Here is a 16,992-nt window from a genome sequence, read left to right on the forward strand (position 1 = left end):
GTCTAGTCGCCCCAGGGGGATACTCCGGCGGTCAGTAGTTCCAGTTCGGTGATGCCGGTCGCCTGACGTTCCTTGGTGAGTAGGTTGCCGAGGGAGAAAATGGGGGCGCTGTCATCGGATCGACTGGCATGGTCGACGATCGCGTCGGTCAGGACCTTCACCATGTTCAACCGGGGGTAGGCGGCGTGGATGGCCTCCTGATACTTATCGGTGAGGTCCGCGTTATAGCCGATGTCCATTTTGCTGCCCTCCGCGGTGAGGTAGGGCAGCAGACCGCGGCGCTCGGCGATGCCCTCGGACGTGTGGAAGGCAATCGCCTCCCACACCCGATCCACGGCCGCGGCGGGCGCGCCGTGCCGGGTGAGCACGTCGGCGGCGATGTCGGCGCCTTCGACTTCGAAGCGCGCCTTGCCCGGCGCCCGATTCCCGGTGCCGAGATCGTGCATCACCGTCGCCGCGAACACCAGCTCGCGGTCGTACTCCGGGTCGTTGATCAATCCTTGATGCTCGGCGAGAAGTTCGGCGAACAGGAAGCTACGCACGCTGTGGTTGGCGATCGGCTCCGGCAAGGAGCTCCACACGACCGCCATCACCGCATCCGCAAGCGAGCTGCACGGCAGATCCAGGGAGAATTCCATGGCGGCGACAATATTCCGCGTACCGCCGCAGCCCTTGGCACACCCACACCGTGTCCCATCCCAATCCAGCAACCCCCGCCCCACACCCCGCAACCTACGCGCAATGCCCCGCGCATGTCTCATGCAGCCGCGCACGTCTCATGCAGCCGCGCACGAAACCGCTAGCTGATTCGCGCCGCGGGTGAGGTGGGGCGCGGGATCAGGGTTTGCGTAGGGCTGCTAAGAACATGGCGTCGGTGCCGTGGCGGTGGGGCCAGAGCTGGGCGGTGGGGCCGTCGCCGAGGTCGGCGACGCCGGGAAGGAGGTCTCGGGTGTCCAGTTGTTCGGCCCCGGTGCGGCGGACGGCGTCGGCGACGACGGCCACTGTTTCCGGGAGGTGGGGGGAACAGGTGGAGTACAGGAGGACGCCGCCGGGGCGCAGCAGATCCCATGCGGCGCTGAGCAATTCGCGTTGCAGGGTGACGAGTTGGGCGACGTCGCCGGGGGTGCGCCGCCAGCGGGCCTCCGGTCGACGGCGGAGTGCGCCGAGACCGGTGCACGGCGCGTCCACCAGGATTCGGTCGTAGCCGGGGGTCAGGCCGCTGTCGCGGCCGTCGGTCACGTGCACATCGACCGGCAGGCCGTGCACGGACTTGCGGACGAGTTCGGCGCGGTGCTCGGCGGGTTCGACCGCGTCGACGCGGAAACCGTCGATCGCGGCGAGTGCGCCGAGCAGCGCCGCCTTGCCGCCCGGTCCCGCGCACAGGTCGAGCCAGCGCCCGCCGTCCGGTCCGTGCAACGGCGCCCGCGTCAGCGCGAGCGCGACGAGTTGACTGCCTTCGTCCTGCACACCGGCCATGCCTTCACGCACCGGCTCGAGTTTTCCGGGATCGCCGCTGTCCAGGTACACCGCGTACGGCGACCACCGGCCTTCCTGCCCGCCGGTCACCAAGGCCAATTCCTCGGCGGTGATTTCGCCGGGCCGGGCGACCAGGTGCACCGCCGGGCGGGCGTCATCGGCGGCCAGCGCGTCCCGCAGCTCCCCCGCTCGCGCACCGAGCGCGTCCGCGAAGGCTTGCGCGATCCACACCGGATGCGCGAACTCAAAGGCCAACCGCCCCACCGGATCCTGCGGAGCGAGTGCCGCCACCCACTCCTCGGCCGTCTTCTCCCCGGCCCGCCGCAGCACGGCGTTCACGAATCCCGCCTTGCCCGCCCCGAATTCGGTGCGCGCCAGCGCCACCGAGGTATCCACCGCCGCATGTGCCCCGATCCGGGTCCGCAACAGCTGGTACACGCCGAGCCGCAACACATCCAGCAACGGACCATCGATCTCGGCGATCGGCCGCCCCGCCCCCGCCTCGATCACCGCGTCGAGCAACCCGCGCGTACGGCACGCGCCATACGCGAGCTCGGTGGCCAAGGCCGCGTCCCGTCCGGTGATCCGCCGATCCCGAAGCAGCCCGGGCAGCACAAGATTCGCGTAAGCATCCCGCTCGCGCACGGCCCGCAACACGTCACGCGCGACGAGCCGAGGGGCATCGGCAACGTCGCCCGCGCCACCGCGTCCACCCGAGGCCGATCCCCGGTCCTTCGGCCCGCCACCACGTTTCGCGGCCGCGACCGGCCGCGCGGTCCCGCCGCGATCGGCCGAGCGCGAACCACCCTGCGCGGAGCGCTGCTTCGCGCCGCTGGATTGTCCGCGGCCAGTCCCGCCTGCCGCATCGGAGCGCCCGCGGGCATTCTCCCGCCGCGGGGCGGACTCGCCGGTGCGGGCGCTGTTCATTCGAGCAGCACTGCCGCGACCCGATTCGGCACCGCTCGGCCGATCGTTGCGTACTCGCCCAGCATCGCGAGAATCGTTGCCGCGATTACCTTCAGGGGGTGTCATTCGACCACCACGCCCTGCTCGAAACCGGCTTCGACAGCCCGGTCGGGTAGCAACACCGTGCGCCGTGCTGTCATATTCCACCACTTTCGTTGTGGCCGCGGGGCCGCACCCCGGACCTGGACGGTGCGCCGCGACGGGGACACGTCGGCGTGCCGGTGCCCCGCCTTCGGCTGCGCTGAAGCTTTACTGATCGGACGATCGAGGATCGTCACTCGACCACCGCGCCCGGCCGCAATCGCGCGCCGCGCGCCCAGTCGAGGGCGGCCATCATGCGTTTGCCTTGCGGCTGAACTTGATTCAGGCGGACCGCGGTAGTTGCCGTACCGACATAGACACCGGATTTGCGGACCTCGATGGCACGCACCGGCAGCTCCTCCTCGACCATTTCGACCGGGCCGAGTTTCAACCGGTTACCGTCGACCTCGGTCCAGGCGCCGGGCGTGGGGGTGACGGCACGGATGCGACGACTGATGGCGAGCGCGGGCTGGTCCCAGCGGATGTGCGCGGTCTCGGCGGTCACCTTCGGCGCGTGCGAGATTCCCTCGGTAGGCTGCGGAACCGCTTGCAGGGTCCCGTCTTCCACCCCGTCGAGGGTCGCTTCCAGCAAGCCCGCGCCGCTCTCGGCGAGCCGGTCCAGCAGGGTGCCCGCGGTGTCGGTGACGGCGATCTTGTCGGTGATCACCCCGAAGACCGGCCCGGTGTCCAGCCCGGCCTCGATCCGGAAGGTGGACGCACCGGTGATCTCGTCGCCCGCGTCGATCGCGGCCTGCACCGGCGCCGCGCCGCGCCAGGCGGGCAGCAGCGAGAAGTGCAGGTTGATCCAGCCGAATCGGGGGATGTCGAGCACCTGCTGCGGCAGCAGTGCGCCGTAGGCCACGACCGGACAGCAGTCCGGCGCGAGCGCAGTGAGCTGTTCGATGAACTCGGGCTCCGACGGTCGACGCGGGGTCAGCACCGGGATGCCGTGCTCGTCGGCCAGCAGCCCGACCGGCGACCTCGTCACCTTCCTGCCGCGCCCGGCCACCGCGTCCGGCCTGGTCACCACGGCGATCACCGTGTGCCGCCCGGACTGAATCAGCCGCCGCAGCGACGGCACAGCGGGCTCCGGCGTGCCCGCGAAGACGATGCGCATCAGCGACCCCGCCCGAACGGCCCGGCCTGGCCCGCTCCGCTCACCGACCGCGACGGACGCGCCGTCACGCCCGCGCTGAACCAATCGGATTCACGGATGGTCCGCATGGCGTCCTTGCGCGCTGCCGGGTCCAGCCGATCGATGAACAGCACACCGTCGAGGTGGTCGGTCTCATGCTGCACGCACCGCGCCAGCAGCCCCTCGGCGGTGAATTCGACCGGCGCGCCGTGCATGTCGACGCCGGTGGCCCGCACCCGCAGGGCGCGCCGGGTGTCGTAGCGCACCCCCGGAATCGACAGGCAGCCCTCGGGCCCGACCTGCTCTTCGTCGCCGATCACTTCCCACTGCGGGTTCACCAGGTGCCCCGCGGCGTCATGGGTGTCGTACACGAATACCCGCAACCCCACTCCGATCTGCGGTGCGGCCATGCCGACACCACCGTCGTCGTGCATGGTGTCGGTCAGGTCGGTCACCAGCTGCTGCAGTTCGCGGTCGAATTCGGTGACCTCCGCCGCGCGGGCACGCAGAATGGGATCGCCGAACAGGCGAACGGGCTGAATGGTCACGGCAAACTCCCGGAAGCGGACGAACACGGTCGTCTCATTCTAGTGAGACGACCGAATGTCCCCGATCCACCAGTCCGAAGCTGGTAAAACTCCAGTGCGGTCGGGCGGGGTGGCGTGTCCTCCGCCCGGCCGCCCGGCTCAGGAGTTGCCCGCGACGATCACTTCGGGAATGCCGGTGCCGAGCGCCACCGGACGGCAGACCGGCGCGGGGCTGCTCGGATCGAGCACGGTGAGCAGCAACTGCTGCACGAACGGGTCGTACACCATGTGGAAGTGCCCCGTCATATCCGCGGCGCAGTGGTCCTGCACCACGATGTTCACCGCGCCGGGACCGCGCAGCGCGATGTTGCTGAACGGCTGGATCATCTCGTCGAACCGGCTGCCGATTGTCGTGTACTTCGGGCCGGGCACCGTGTCGCCGCCCGCGTTGAGGTCGGTCATGATCGGCGAACCCTGCGCCTGCTGCACCGCCGCGAGCGACGTCACTCTGGCGAACACCTGCAACGCACCGGGCACCGCCTGCGCGATCGGCACCAGTCCGTACATCACGCCGCCGTAGCTCGGTGACGCCAGACCGACCCACTGCCCGACCTTCGGTGCGCCGCCGAGCTTGTTGACGTAATACCGGGTCACCGTCGCACCTTGGGAAAACCCGACCAGGTCGACTTGGCTGGCACCGGTGGCCGCGAGCACCTGGTCGACGAACCCGCCGATCTGGTGCGCGCTGAGCACCACGTCCTCGGTACCGTAGCTCTCGGCCCCCGGGCTACCGCCGTAGTTGAGCGCGAAGACGCAGAATCCGGCCGCGGCGAGCTGCGGCGCGATCGCCGAATAGTCCGAGTAGGCGCTGGAGTCGGTGCCGTGCGCGAGCACCACCGGCCGGGGCCGGGTGGTGCTCGGTTTGCAACCGAAATCGTTGGTGCCCAACGGAACCGCGTTCGAATGGGTCTTCAGATACTGCGCCGCGCCCAGATGATCGGACTGCGGCGGACCGGCTTGGGTCGGCACCTCGGGGGGTCGATATCCGGCAGGCACGGCCTGCGCCGCACCGGAGCCGAGCACTGCGACTCCGGCCAGCGCGACGACCAACACGGCCCTACACAAGTGTGAATATCCCCAACCCCACAAACCCCAAGACTGTCGCATCTCACAATGATCTACCGAAACCGTCCGAAATGTGCGCTCCGGCGCGGTGTTTCACACCCCGTTACTTTTCGGGGGTCTCGTCTTCGGCAAGAATTCGGTATAGGGACTTGCGCGTCTCGGTGAGCAGTTCCGCCGCCCGTGCCGCCTGCGCGGGAGTACCCGCCGCCGCGACCTGTGCGACCGCGCCCATCAGCTGACCGACGAGTTCCCGCAGGTCGATTGCCTGCGCGCCGACGTCTTCCTTGACGTCCGCCCACGGATCGCCCAGGTCGTCCCGATGTTCGGTGACATAGGTGGTGCCCGCCTCGGTCAGTTGCGCCGTCTTGCGCCCGGCGATCTTTTCGATGAGGACCAGGCCCTCGTCTTCCAGCTGCGCCAGCGCAGGGTAGATCGATCCGGGGCTGGGGCGCCAGATGTCGTCGCTGCGCTCGCGGATCTGCTGGATCAGCTCGTAGCCGTGCATCGGCCGCTCGGTGAGCAGCAGCAGCACGGCCGCGCGCACGTCGCCGCGCCTGCCCCGACCGCCGCGGCCGCGACCACGACCGAAGTGCGGTCCGAAGCCCGGCCCGAAACCTGGGCCGAAGCCCGGTCCGAAGTCGGGACCGTGACCGTGCCGGCCGCCGCGGCGGAACCGCTGCCGTGGGTCGAAGTCCTCGCCGCCCGGCCGCTGCCGGGGGCCACGTCGTCCGAATTCTCGATGTCCTTGGTGTTCCATGTAAGCCTCCTCGGGCTCTCGTGTTCGTTTCATATTATCGACGATATATCGTCAATGCATCGAGCGCAAGAGTCGGCTGGAAAATTCCGATCGATTCGGGAGCCTCAGGCCGCCAGCGAGTCGATCCAGCGCGTCAGCCGCTCCCCCTCCGTCGCCATCAGCTCGGGGTCACGGAAGGTGTTGGTGAGCAATGAGATTCCCTGGTACGCGGCGATCAACGCGACGGCGAGCTCCCGAGCATCGGTGCGCCCCATGGCCTCGAACTGCGTTTCGACCCAGTCGACCAGCCTGCGCAGCACGGCAGCGAGCTCCTGGTCCAGGCCGTCGCCGCGCTTGTCCAGTTCGGTGGCGAGCGTCCGCCCCCGCCGTCGCGGGCGCCGACGCGCTCCTCCTCCTCATCACCGGCGAGCAGCTGGTGGGCGGCCCAGATCCGGAGCGAGTGCTCGAGGTCGCCAGGACGGGCGGCGTTCGGCGGGTCGTCTTCGTGTCGTCGCAGGGCGTGGCGACCCGGTCGGGTGCGGCGGGCTATGCCCGGCTGATTGCCTTCGAAAAGGCCATCCGGCGGTCCGGGCTGGACTGGACCATCCTGCGGCCCGCGGGTTTCTACGCGAATACGTTCGCGTGGGCGGAATCCGTCCGGACCGAGCGGACGGTCGCGGCACCGTTCGGCGCGATCGGTTTGCCGTCCATCGATCCCGCGGATATCGCCGCGGTCGCGGCCGTCGCATTGTCCGAGGACGGACATGCCGGACGGGTCTACACGCTCACCGGGCCCGCCCTGAGCACACCACGGGAACAGGCCGCGGCAATCGGCGCCGCGCTCGAAGCACCGGTGCGATTCGTGGAATTGACTCGGGCGCAGGCGTATACAGGCATGTCGCGGTTCATGCCCGAGCCGGTGGTCGAGCACACGCTATCGATCCTCGGCGAGCCGACACCGGACGAACTGAAGATCAGCCCGGACGTGGAACGGGTGCTCGGCCGGGCGCCCGCGAGTTACGCGCAGTGGGCCCAACGCAATCGGGCCGTGTTCGCCTGAGCACCGAGCCGCGCTCCCTCATGCGGTCTGGTCGAAGACTCGAATGTGCTGCTCCCCTTGGCGGTCCCGAACATCGACGCCGAGACCGAGCAACTCCTCCTCGAGTTCTTCGACCACCAGGGGCTTCTTGTCCGCCAGTGCGCGCCGCCGGGCCCGCAGAACGGCATCGACGGCCTGCCCGGTCTCCGGACGACCATCGACCCAGCGCAGGAAGTCCGCGCCGAACGGGTCGTTCCGATCGAGCCACGGGTAGCCGTGGCTGCGGAATGCGTTCTCGATGCCGTTGCGGCTCAGGTCGTTCGCGCCGAAGCGGGCGAGTCGGCGCTTGTCGCTGTCGGTGAGCACCAGGTCGGCGTCCTCACGGAACACGGCGGCGATCTTCTTGCGCGGCACGTGTTGCGCGCGACCGTTCTTGGACAGCTCGACGTGGTCGTCTGCGACGGTGAGGGTCAGGCTCTCCTGCCGGGCGATCTCGAAAAGCACCAGGCCAGCAACGACTCCGATGATCGTGGTGACCGGCACCAGCCACACCAGGGGCACCGTCATCGCGATCCGTAGCGGGGCCGGGGCCGAGTCGACGGTGTCGGTCAACCAACGCCCGACGGACGGTACCGCGAATCCGATGCCGGCGCCGATGGCGAGCCCACCGGCCCCGAACAGCCAGGCCCACACCGTGGAGAAGCGCAGCACGGTGGGCGCGGAGGTAGTCGTCATGGGTTCTCCGTTTCGATCGGTCGCAACAGCCGCGAGACGGTCGCGCGCACCAGCGGACGCGGGTCGCGAGGATTGGCGGGGTCGGCGTTGAGGAAGGCACCGTCGACGATGGCGAGAATCCAGCGCGCGGTTTCGGCGGGCTCGAATCCCGGGTCGAACTGCCCGGCGCGGATACCACGATCGAGCAGTGTGGCCAGCGCCTCGGCGCTGAGCCGTGCGTCTTCCAGCACGACCTCGGTCAGTTCCGCATCCTGATCAAGACGGCGCAGCAACTCCACCATCAGCCCGGGCGCCGTCGGGTCCAGCGCCTCACCGGCCAGCGCGTCGACGATGCCCAGGATGGCCGCCAGGCAGTCGCTGCGATCAATGTGGCGCGCAATGACTTCGGCATGCAGGGGAATCGACAACTCGAAGATCGAGCGAAAGACCGCGGCCTTGTCTTTGAAGTAGTAGAAGACGCTGCCCGAACTCAGTCCGGCGGCACGCGCTATCTGCGTGGCCGTGGTGCGCTCGTATCCGTGCGTGGCGAACAACTCGGCGGCGGCGCGGGTGATCGCGGAACGTCGTTCGGCGACGCGATGGGGATCGACGGTGCGGGCCATCCGCCGAGGATATCATTAACTGATCAGCCAGTTAAAGAATACTGCGGACGGGCGATTGCTACGGTTACCCCGTGGTGGACATCAGCATCGAGACCGAAACCCAAACGGCCCAACGACTCCGGCGGGTCATCGCCGCCGCGGAGTTCGACGTGCACGAGGGCGTGTGGTGTTTCCGGGAGACGCCGCTGGCGAACCCGCCGCAGCTGTCGCCGCGCACCCTGGCGGTGGTGCGCGACGCGCACAGTTGGAGTGCGCTGGTCCCGTTCGCCGATGCCGACGGGGCCGACGTGGAGAAGTTCGGCTTGTTCTCGTTCCACTTCCCCGTTGGTATGGACAACAGCGGCTTCGTCGGCTGGCTCGCCAACCACCTCAAACGCGCGCTCGGCACCGGGGTGTTCGTGGTCTGCGGCAGCAACCGGGATCGGGGCGGCATCTACGACTATTGGGGTTGTCCGGTCGAGCTGTTGGCCGCGGTCGAGCGCGAGATCGAGACGTTGCGCTCGGCTGAAAGCTAAAAGACGGGCGTGGTCTTGGCTCGCAGCTCGCAGCTGTTGCCGAACTGCTTCTCCCAGTTGACCGTTTTGCCCTGCCAGGTGCCGGTGGCCGTCGCGGTGACCGGGTCGTAGATCTGCGCGCACACGGCAACGGGATCGCCCACCAGCTTGTCGAAGTCGCCGCCTGCCGCCGCCAACGCGACACAGGCCGCCGCGGCGTCGGCGTGGCTACCGCCGGGCGGATCACAGGTGAGGGTGACGCGCGTCGGGCTGGAACCCGGGCTCTCCCCCGCACTGACCGTCAGGTCCAGGGAGGTCTTCGATGGCTCGGATTCATTGTCGGCGCAGGCCACCGACAGCGCCAGTGTCACGACCGCAAGGCACACGGACGCGACGGTGCGGCGAAGCGTAGAGGTCGTCATTGTCAGAGTTAATCATGGGCAAATGAATGTCGGGCTCGACGCGCGCAGTAGGCGAGCGCGATCAGCCGATGTCCACCGGGTCGATCTGGACGCGCAGCGGTGCGTCGGAGCGGTGCGTGCTGCGGATGGCCTGGGCGGCGGTGAGTGCCCGGGCCAGGAGAGTGCCGGACTTGCGGTCGACGCGCAGCAGGATGCGTTCGACTTCGGCGGGAGAATCGCCGGAGGAGAAGGGTTTACGGGCACCATCCGGCAACGGGACCGGACCGAGCACGTCGACGCCATCGGGAAGGGTTGTGGCGGACAGCAATTCGGTGATGGAGTCGGTGGTGCCGTCGATCGCGGCCATGCGGACGGCGGGCGGGAAGCCGACCTCGGCGCGGGCGGCCAACTCGGCGCGGGCATGGCCGATCGGGTCCCAGCGAACCAGCGCCTGCACGGTCGGGATGGCCGGGTCGCCCATCACGATGACCTGACCGTGTGAGCGCACCAACGTCGCGGCGGTCATCCAGCGGCGCAGTGCGTCTTCGGCGGCGCGCAGGTCCGCGCGGCCGAGCAGGGCCCAGCTGTCGAGTAGGAGGGCGACACCATAGCCGCCGGGCAGCACCGGTTCGGCGCCGACGGTGGCGACCACGACCTGCGGACCCGGTTCCACCGTATCGAGCATCGCACCGCCGCCGGAGCCGCGAATGGGCACGCCGGGAAACGCCCGGCCGAGTTCCTCCGCGGTGCGGGTCGCGCCGATCACCACCGCGCGCAGGGCTCGCGAACCACAGGACGAGCAGCGGAACGCCGCCTCGGTGATGCCGCACCATCGACAGCTCGGACTGTGCGCGGCGTCGCCCTGCGAATCACTGTGTCGCGCACGACCATCCGGCAGTGCCAGTGGTCCGTTGCAGTGTCGGCACCTGGCCGGAGTCCGGCACTTCGCACAGGCCAGCGACGGGACGTACCCGCGGCGGGGCACCTGCACCAGCACGCCCGCACCTTCTTTCAGCGCCGCGCGTGCGGCGGCGTAGGCCACCCCGGGGATGCGAACCGCGCGCGCCACCGGGTCTCGTTCCAGTGCGATATCGGAATCGCCCGGCACGCTGATTCGTGGCGCAGCCTCGCGCACCAGCGCCCGATCGGCGACCAGATCGTGCGCCCACCCGGAATCGACGACCGCTTGGATCTCGGCTGTCCGCGCGAAACCCGCGGCGACGAATGCCGCTCCGGTCTCGTGCGACCGCAGCATCGCCACCTCGCGCGCATGCGGATACGGCGCCCTCGGTTCGGCGTAAGTGTCGTCGCCGTCGTCCCAGATCGCCATCAGCCCAAGGTTTTTCGCCGGTGCGAAGACCGCGCTGCGCGTGCCGACAACCACCTGTGCCGTGCCACGCAACACGGCCAGCCACCGCCGATACCGCGCGGCGGGCCCGAGTCCGGCGGACAGCCCGACCGCCGAATCCCCCAGCAACCGAGCACATTCCGCGAGCACCCGATCGAGGTCCCGTTGATCCGGCACCATCAAGATCGCGCTGCGTCCCTGCCCGACCACTGTCGCCGCCAACTCCGCCAACCGCCGCGGCCAATCCTCCCCCGGCAAGGCTTGCCAGGCCGCCCGCGGGCCTTTGCCTTGCGTCAGTGCGGTGATGAATGCCGGACCATGGATATACCGCTGCCAAGGCGCGGACAGAACCTCTTGTTCCCCTTCGGGACTCACGGCATCCGGTGAAATATCCGCCGAATCCTCTTGCACCACAGCGGCTTCCGCCGACTTCTTCGTCGCCCCACCGGTCTCCGTGCGGGCGTGACGCGGCGGAATAGCCAGCCGCAGAACGTCGGCGCGGGTGCCCGCGTACCGAGCGGCCACCACGGTGGCCAACTTCAATATCTCCGGGGTGAGGACGCGCTCGCCGGAGACGACCCGTTCGAGTTTCACCAGCTTGCCGCTGTGCTCGCTGTGCGTAAGACGCTCCAGCAGGTATCCGTCGACGAGGCGACCAGCGAAGCGGACGCGCACCCGGACGCCCGGCTGGGCGATGGCGTCCAGGTCGGGCGGAACCAGGTAGTCGAAGTCGCGGTCCAAATGGGCCGGGGACAGCAGCGGGAGCACCCGAGCGATCGGGTGCTCCACGGCTGTGGGGCCCGCGGGCGGGTCCCCCGGTGTGGCGGGGGTGCCCGCCGCGGGTTCGTTCACTCGGCGCGGTCGGACCTACAGGCCGACGGCCGCGCGCAGTTTGTCCGCCCGGTCCGTGTGCTCCCATGGCAGGTCGACGTCGGTGCGGCCGAAGTGGCCGTACGCGGCGGTCGGTGCGTAGATCGGGCGCAGCAGGTCCAGGTCGCGGATGATCGCGCCGGGACGCAGGTCGAAAACCTCGGCGATGGCGGCCGAAATGCGGGCCGGGTCGACCTTTTCGGTGCCGAAGGTCTCCACGAACAGGCCGACCGGTGCGGATTTTCCGATGGCGTACGCCACCTGGACCTCGACGCGTTCGGACAGTCCGGCCGCGACGACGTTCTTGGCGACCCAGCGCATGGCATAGGCGGCGGAGCGGTCGACCTTCGACGGGTCCTTGCCGGAGAAGGCGCCGCCGCCGTGGCGAGCCATGCCGCCGTAGGTGTCGACGATGATCTTGCGGCCGGTCAGGCCGGCGTCGCCCATCGGGCCGCCGAGCACGAACTTGCCGGTCGGGTTGACCAGCAGCCGGATGTTCGAGGTGTCCAGCGACGGCAGCTCGAGATCGGCGAGCACCGCGTCGACGACCTTTTCCCGAATGTCGGGTGCGAGCAGATTGTCCAGGTCGATATCGGCGGCGTGCTGGGTGGAGATGACGACCGTGTCGAGCCGGACCGGACGGTCACCCTCGTATTCGATGGTGACCTGGGTCTTGCCGTCAGGTCGCAGGTACGGCAGCACACCGGACTTGCGCACCTCGGTCAGCCTGCGCGACAGCCGGTGCGCGAGCGCGATGGGCAGCGGCATCAGCTCGGGGGTGTCGGTGGTCGCGTAGCCGAACATCAGGCCCTGATCGCCCGCGCCCTGCTTCTCGATTTCGTCGTCGGAGCCGCCGACGCGCGCCTCATGCGAGGTGTCGACGCCCTGCGCGATATCCGGCGACTGCGCGCCGATCGCGATATTCACACCACAGGAATTCCCGTCGAATCCCTTTGCCGACGAGTCGTAACCGATTTCCAGCACCTTTTCCCGGACAATCCGGGGAATATCGGCGTAGGCCGAAGTGGTGACCTCACCCGCAACGTGCACCTGGCCCGTTGTCACGAGTGTTTCCACCGCGACCCGGCTGCGCGGGTCCTCGGTGAGCAACGCGTCGAGGATGGAATCGCTGATGGCGTCACAGATCTTGTCCGGGTGACCTTCGGTCACGGACTCACTGGTGAATAGCCGGCTGCCGGACGTGCGCACAGTTCTTCCCTCTCCCTCAACGGGTCATTCGTCTCGGATTGCGACAGTAACGCGATGCCGCTGCCGCGCAACCCTTCTTCTCAGACTATGGCAAACCACTGACGAGCTGGGTTCCGAGAGATCTCTATCTCAGACAGTTCATCCGAACGGTCTCTCGGCGACCACGGCGTCGATGATTGATTACTGGGTCAGTATCCCAGTCTCACAACGGATTTCAGCGCAACAACGGACCCAGCGCGTCGAGCACCCGGCTGGCCAGTAGCGCCTTCGACCCATGATCGAGCGACTGTTCGGTACCGTCCGCACCGAGCAGCCAGCCGTCGTTGGTGTCGACCTCGAACGCCTTGCCCTCACCGACCGCGTTGACCACCAGCAGGTCACACCCTTTGCGGGCCAGTTTGGCCCGCGCGTAGGTGAGCACGTCACCGTGTTCGTCACCGGTCTCGGCGGCGAATCCGACGATCGCGGTGCCGGTCAACTGCCCGTCGCGGCGCGCCTGCACCAGTCCGGCGAGAATGTCGTCGGTTTTGGTGAGCGTGATGACGTCCGGTTCCCCGGCGCCCTTCTTGATCTTGGCGGCGGCTACGTCGGTGGGCCGGAAGTCGGCCACCGCGGCCGCCATGATCACCGCGTCCGCGCCGACGGCGTGCTTGTCGACGGCGGTCTTGAGCTGTTCGGCGGTGGTGATGTGCACCAGGTCGACGGCCGCGGGCGCGGCCATCTCGATGGTGTTGCCCGCGATCAGCGTGACGTGCGCGCCGCGCTGGGCCGCGACCCGAGCCAGGGCGTACCCCTGCTTCCCGGAGCTGCGGTTACCGAGGAAACGCACCGGATCCAGCGGTTCCCTGGTACCACCCGCCGTGATGACCACCCGGCGGCCTGCCAGATCGCGCGGGATCGCGTCGGCGCGTTCGAGCAGCAGCGCGGCGAGCCCGAAGATCTCCTCGGGCTCGGGCAGCCGCCCGGGACCGGTGTCGGTGCCGGTGAGTCGGCCCGACGCGGGTTCCATGACGATCGCTCCGTGGGCGCGCAGCGTCGCGACATTCGCGACGGTGGCCGGATGCTGCCACATTTCGGTGTGCATCGCGGGCGCGAACAGAATCGGACATCGGGCCGTCAGCAGCGTCGCGGTGAGCAGGTCATCGGCGCGACCGGCGGCCGCGCGCGCCATCAGGTCGGCGGTGGCCGGGGCGATGACGACGAGGTCCGCCTCCTGGCCGAGCCGAACGTGCGGCACCTCGGGCACATCGGTGAACACATCGGTGTGCACCGGGTTTCCGGACAGTGCCTCGAAGGTGGCCTTACCGACGAACTGCAGCGCCGACTCGGTGGGGATCACTCTGACCTGATGTCCGGTCTCGGTGAACCGCCGGACCAATGAGCAGGCCTTGTAGGCGGCGATCCCACCGCTGACGCCGACGACGATCCGTGTGGTCACTACGCCTCCGGCCTAGTTGTAGTCACAGCTCCACCTCGCTGGCGCTCGGTTCCGCTGCGACCAATGGTGCTGTGTCATCGGTTCCCTCGCTGCGCTCGGTCACAGCTCTGGCGCCTCGGCTACTCGCCTTCGGTGTGCTCGAGCAGGTCGGAGTGGATCTCGCGCATGGCGACCGAGAGCGGCTTTTCCTGCAGGCCCGGCTCGACCAGCGGGCCGACGTACTCGAGGATGCCGTCGCCGAGCTGGTTGTAGTAGTCGTTGATCTGACGCGCCCGCTTGGCTGCGTAGATGACCAGCGCGTACTTGGACGACGTGCGCTCCAGCAGCTCATCGATCGGAGGGTTGGTGAGGCCGATCGGGGTGTCGTAGGCGGGAACGGTCTTGCTGTCCGTACTGCTCACTAGGGGGGCTCCTGCGCGTCTGGAAGGGATGGCAGCCGGCAACGCCGGCGGGGTGGGTGAACTCAGCTGGGTTACGAACTCGAATTTGTGCTAACGAACAACGATACCAACTGCTCACAGGCGCTGGTCACCTCGTCGTTCACGATCACTATGTCGAACTCGTCACAGGCGGCCAATTCGGTCCTGGCGGTTTCCAGCCTGCGCTCGATCACTTCCGGCGATTCGGTGCCACGCGAGGTCAGCCGGGAGACCAGTTCGTCCCAGCTCGGCGGGGCGAGAAAGGCGAGAATCGCCTCGGGTATGGCCTTGCGTACCGACCGCGCGCCTTCGAGGTCGACCTCGACCAGTACGGGCAGACCCTCGGCGAGGGCGGCCCGTACCGGCGCGGCCGGGGTGCCCGAACGTTGCAAACCACCATGGATATCAGCCCACTCGAGGAGTTCACCCGCCGCGATCATGGCGTCGAACTCTTCCCTGGACACGAACCGATAGTCGAGGCCGTCGACCTCACCGGGCCGGGGGGCCCGGGTCGTTGCCGACACACTGAAGACCAGGTGCGGCAGCCGCTCGCGGACACAACGGACCACGGTCGACTTGCCGACGGCCGAGGGGCCGACCAGTACTACCAGCCGACCCTTCTGCGCATGTTCGACCACCCTCGTTATCAGGCGTCGAAGTCGAACCGGGCAAGCAGCGCCTTGCGCTGCCGATCGCCGAGTCCGCGCAGACGCCGGGTGGGGGCGATCTCCAGTTCACTCATGATTTCCGCCGCCTTGACCTTGCCCACCTTCGGCAAAGCTTCCAGCAGCGCCGACACCTTCATCTTGCCGAGAATCTCATCGGACTCGGCATCGGTGAGGACCTGCTTCAGGTTGGTGCCGCCTCGCTTCAGGCGCTCCTTGAGCTCCGCCCGAGCGCGGCGAGCGGCAGCCGCCTTCTCCAAAGCAGCGGCGCGCTGCTCGTCAGTCAGCTGGGGAAGGGCCACGGTTCCTCCGTCTCATCGTTCATTGCATCAACTCCTGCCGGTAACCCGGCAGTCTCAGCGACCGTACCCACGACGTCCGCCGATTGCGAACCCACCCCCCAGGTCAGCGCATGATTCCGGATGCCGTAGACGCGAGAGCGGCGCGATCCGCACCACCCGTCTGTCGCTGCGCAGATCGTACCGCCGAAATCACGAAATGCCTCTTCAGCAGGGAGTTTTCACTATCGACATAGGTTAGCGGGAGGGTTGCGGTGACCTGACATCTGTTGCCAGCAAACCCATGCCTGCCCGACCAGGAACTTTCTCGGAAATTCCCGCGTGTCGCGTTGCCTTTCCGCGTGTCGTGCGCCACAAACAAGTCAAACGACCGGTTTGGGCGGCCAGGTTCGGCGATCCGCATGATGAGATCGCCGTTCTGGGCCGATCCGGGCCGCATCAGCTCATCCGTGCACCGTAATCCCCGGAAATAGGCGCAGCAGGGCACACAGACCCCGCTACGGGCCACATGCATGCGTGCACATGACCGCACGCCGGACCCCGAAACGAACCGAGACCGGCGCGGATGCGCCGGTCTCGGGGTCATTTCCGCAAAAAAGCGAAGGCGTCTTGCAGTTCACTCAGTCCGGCACGTAGCGCCGGGACCGCCGGTCCGGCCCGCAGCACCTCCCGCGAGACGGTCGGCACCGCGGCCGCCAGCATCGCCTCCGGCACCAGGTCACGGATGTTTTGCGGCCCACCACCCTGGGCCCCGACGCCCGGCATCAGGATCGGCCCGTTGAGCGAGGACAGATCCGGCGCCTCGGTCAAGGTCGCGCCGATCACGACGCCGACCGAGCCGAACTCCGCTCCCGCATTGCACGCGGCCGCCTCGTCGACCATCACCTGGGCGACGGTCCGGCCGTCCGCCGCGACCACCCGTTGCACCTGGGACCCTTCGGGATTCGAGGTGGCGGCAAGCACGAAGACACCGCGACGATTGGTCTCGGCGAGGGCCAAAGCCGGTGCCAGCGAACCGAATCCGAGATACGGCGAGACCGTCACGGCATCCGACCCGAGCGGGCCGTCGGCGAGCCAAGCGTGCGCGTAGGCGTCCATGGTGGAGCCGATGTCGCCGCGCTTGGCATCGGCCAGCACCAGGGTGCCGGAGGCGCGCAGTACCTCGATGGTGCGCTCCAGCACCGCGATTCCGGCCGAGCCGTAGGTCTCGAAGAACGCGACCTGCGGCTTGACCAGCGCGACACACCCGTCGAAGGCCTCGACGCAGATCTCCGCGAACTTCTCCAGCCCGTCCGCGTCGGCGGAGAGACCCCACGACTCCAGCAGGCCGGGATGCGGGTCGATGCCGACGCACACGGGGCCGAAATGCTGCATGGCGTGTTGCAATCGGCCGCCGAAGGACTTCATCGCTGCCGCTTCGTCCTGCG

General features: G+C 68.4%; 19 protein-coding genes and 1 pseudogene. 2 read left to right on the forward strand and 18 right to left on the reverse strand.

Annotated features, from left to right (window positions below; translation table 11 throughout):
- Positions 1-2: 2 nt before the first annotated feature.
- The 8 genes from ACFK0J_RS26085 to ACFK0J_RS26120 form a co-directional block, all read right to left on the reverse strand.
- Positions 3-638 (reverse strand): HD domain-containing protein, encoded by a 636-nt coding sequence (locus ACFK0J_RS26085; protein WP_378731648.1) that lies wholly within the window; start codon positions 636-638, stop codon positions 3-5.
- A gap of 199 nt (positions 639-837) precedes the next feature.
- Positions 838-2,403, reverse strand: a complete 1,566-nt coding sequence (locus ACFK0J_RS26090) for an RsmB/NOP family class I SAM-dependent RNA methyltransferase (protein ID WP_378731650.1) — start codon at positions 2,401-2,403, stop codon at positions 838-840.
- Between the two features lie 101 nt (positions 2,404-2,504).
- A complete protein-coding gene (locus tag ACFK0J_RS26095; RefSeq protein WP_378731652.1) occupies positions 2,505-2,720 on the reverse strand; it encodes a hypothetical protein in 216 nt (71 codons plus the stop codon).
- Positions 2,717-3,640 carry a methionyl-tRNA formyltransferase gene (gene fmt / locus ACFK0J_RS26100; RefSeq protein WP_378731654.1) on the reverse strand — a complete coding sequence of 308 codons (924 nt, stop codon included), beginning with the start codon at positions 3,638-3,640 and terminating at the stop codon, positions 2,717-2,719. The genes ACFK0J_RS26095 and fmt overlap by 4 nt, the downstream gene beginning before the upstream one ends.
- Positions 3,640-4,206 (reverse strand): peptide deformylase, encoded by a 567-nt coding sequence (gene def, locus ACFK0J_RS26105; RefSeq protein ID WP_218470134.1) that lies wholly within the window; start codon positions 4,204-4,206, stop codon positions 3,640-3,642. Before def ends, fmt begins: the two co-directional genes overlap by 1 nt.
- A gap of 138 nt (positions 4,207-4,344) precedes the next feature.
- Positions 4,345-5,295, reverse strand: a complete 951-nt coding sequence (locus ACFK0J_RS26110) for an esterase/lipase family protein (protein WP_378743013.1) — start codon at positions 5,293-5,295, stop codon at positions 4,345-4,347.
- A 118-nt stretch (positions 5,296-5,413) separates the two neighbouring features.
- Positions 5,414-6,100, reverse strand: coding sequence for a PadR family transcriptional regulator (locus tag ACFK0J_RS26115; RefSeq protein ID WP_378731656.1), 687 nt, complete (start codon positions 6,098-6,100; stop codon positions 5,414-5,416).
- A 71-nt stretch (positions 6,101-6,171) separates the two neighbouring features.
- Positions 6,172-6,366, reverse strand: a complete 195-nt coding sequence (locus ACFK0J_RS26120) for a hypothetical protein (protein ID WP_378743404.1) — start codon at positions 6,364-6,366, stop codon at positions 6,172-6,174.
- Between the two features lie 71 nt (positions 6,367-6,437).
- Here ACFK0J_RS26120 and ACFK0J_RS26125 point away from each other — a divergent pair.
- Positions 6,438-7,106 (forward strand): annotated as a pseudogene (locus tag ACFK0J_RS26125) (NAD(P)H-binding protein); the annotation flags it as partial.
- A gap of 18 nt (positions 7,107-7,124) precedes the next feature.
- On the opposite strand, the gene ACFK0J_RS26130 reads toward ACFK0J_RS26125, so the two are convergent.
- Both ACFK0J_RS26130 and ACFK0J_RS26135 read right to left on the reverse strand, forming a co-directional pair.
- Complete coding sequence (locus ACFK0J_RS26130; protein WP_378731658.1) at positions 7,125-7,820, reverse strand: hypothetical protein; 696 nt, start codon at positions 7,818-7,820, stop codon at positions 7,125-7,127.
- The gene (locus ACFK0J_RS26135) at positions 7,817-8,422 is read right to left on the reverse strand and encodes a TetR/AcrR family transcriptional regulator (RefSeq protein ID WP_378731659.1); all 606 of its coding nucleotides are present in this window, start codon (positions 8,420-8,422) and stop codon (positions 7,817-7,819) included. Before ACFK0J_RS26135 ends, ACFK0J_RS26130 begins: the two co-directional genes overlap by 4 nt.
- 71 nt (positions 8,423-8,493) lie before the next feature.
- Here ACFK0J_RS26135 and ACFK0J_RS26140 point away from each other — a divergent pair, with 71 nt between their 5' ends.
- Positions 8,494-8,937: a DUF6196 family protein gene (locus ACFK0J_RS26140; RefSeq protein ID WP_378731661.1), complete on the forward strand. Its 444-nt coding sequence runs from the start codon at positions 8,494-8,496 to the stop codon at positions 8,935-8,937.
- Here the strand turns inward: ACFK0J_RS26140 and ACFK0J_RS26145 are convergent.
- The 8 genes from ACFK0J_RS26145 to pyrF form a co-directional block, all read right to left on the reverse strand.
- Positions 8,934-9,338 carry an SSI family serine proteinase inhibitor gene (locus ACFK0J_RS26145; protein ID WP_378731663.1) on the reverse strand — a complete coding sequence of 135 codons (405 nt, stop codon included), beginning with the start codon at positions 9,336-9,338 and terminating at the stop codon, positions 8,934-8,936. The two genes, ACFK0J_RS26140 and ACFK0J_RS26145, sit on opposite strands and share 4 nt — an antisense overlap.
- A 61-nt stretch (positions 9,339-9,399) precedes the next feature.
- The gene (locus ACFK0J_RS26150) at positions 9,400-11,442 is read right to left on the reverse strand and encodes a primosomal protein N' (protein WP_378743015.1); all 2,043 of its coding nucleotides are present in this window, start codon (positions 11,440-11,442) and stop codon (positions 9,400-9,402) included.
- Positions 11,443-11,532: 90 nt separating this feature from the next.
- Positions 11,533-12,744: a methionine adenosyltransferase gene (gene metK / locus ACFK0J_RS26155; protein WP_218470140.1), complete on the reverse strand. Its 1,212-nt coding sequence runs from the start codon at positions 12,742-12,744 to the stop codon at positions 11,533-11,535.
- A 214-nt stretch (positions 12,745-12,958) separates the two neighbouring features.
- The gene (gene coaBC, locus ACFK0J_RS26160) at positions 12,959-14,182 is read right to left on the reverse strand and encodes a bifunctional phosphopantothenoylcysteine decarboxylase/phosphopantothenate--cysteine ligase CoaBC (protein WP_378731665.1); all 1,224 of its coding nucleotides are present in this window, start codon (positions 14,180-14,182) and stop codon (positions 12,959-12,961) included.
- A gap of 119 nt (positions 14,183-14,301) precedes the next feature.
- Positions 14,302-14,583 carry a DNA-directed RNA polymerase subunit omega gene (gene rpoZ, locus ACFK0J_RS26165; RefSeq protein WP_218470142.1) on the reverse strand — a complete coding sequence of 94 codons (282 nt, stop codon included), beginning with the start codon at positions 14,581-14,583 and terminating at the stop codon, positions 14,302-14,304.
- 71 nt (positions 14,584-14,654) lie between these two features.
- Complete coding sequence (gene gmk / locus ACFK0J_RS26170; protein WP_378731668.1) at positions 14,655-15,239, reverse strand: guanylate kinase; 585 nt, start codon at positions 15,237-15,239, stop codon at positions 14,655-14,657.
- Positions 15,240-15,247: 8 nt separating this feature from the next.
- Entirely contained in the window at positions 15,248-15,568 is a 321-nt protein-coding gene (gene mihF, locus ACFK0J_RS26175; RefSeq protein ID WP_014986450.1) for an integration host factor, actinobacterial type, read from the reverse strand.
- A gap of 579 nt (positions 15,569-16,147) precedes the next feature.
- Complete coding sequence (gene pyrF, locus ACFK0J_RS26180) at positions 16,148-16,972, reverse strand: orotidine-5'-phosphate decarboxylase (protein ID WP_378743017.1); 825 nt, start codon at positions 16,970-16,972, stop codon at positions 16,148-16,150.
- Positions 16,973-16,992 lie beyond the last annotated feature (20 nt).

The organism is Nocardia brasiliensis (assembly GCF_042691675.1).
Taxonomy (GTDB): Bacteria; Actinomycetota; Actinomycetes; order Mycobacteriales; family Mycobacteriaceae; genus Nocardia; species Nocardia brasiliensis_D.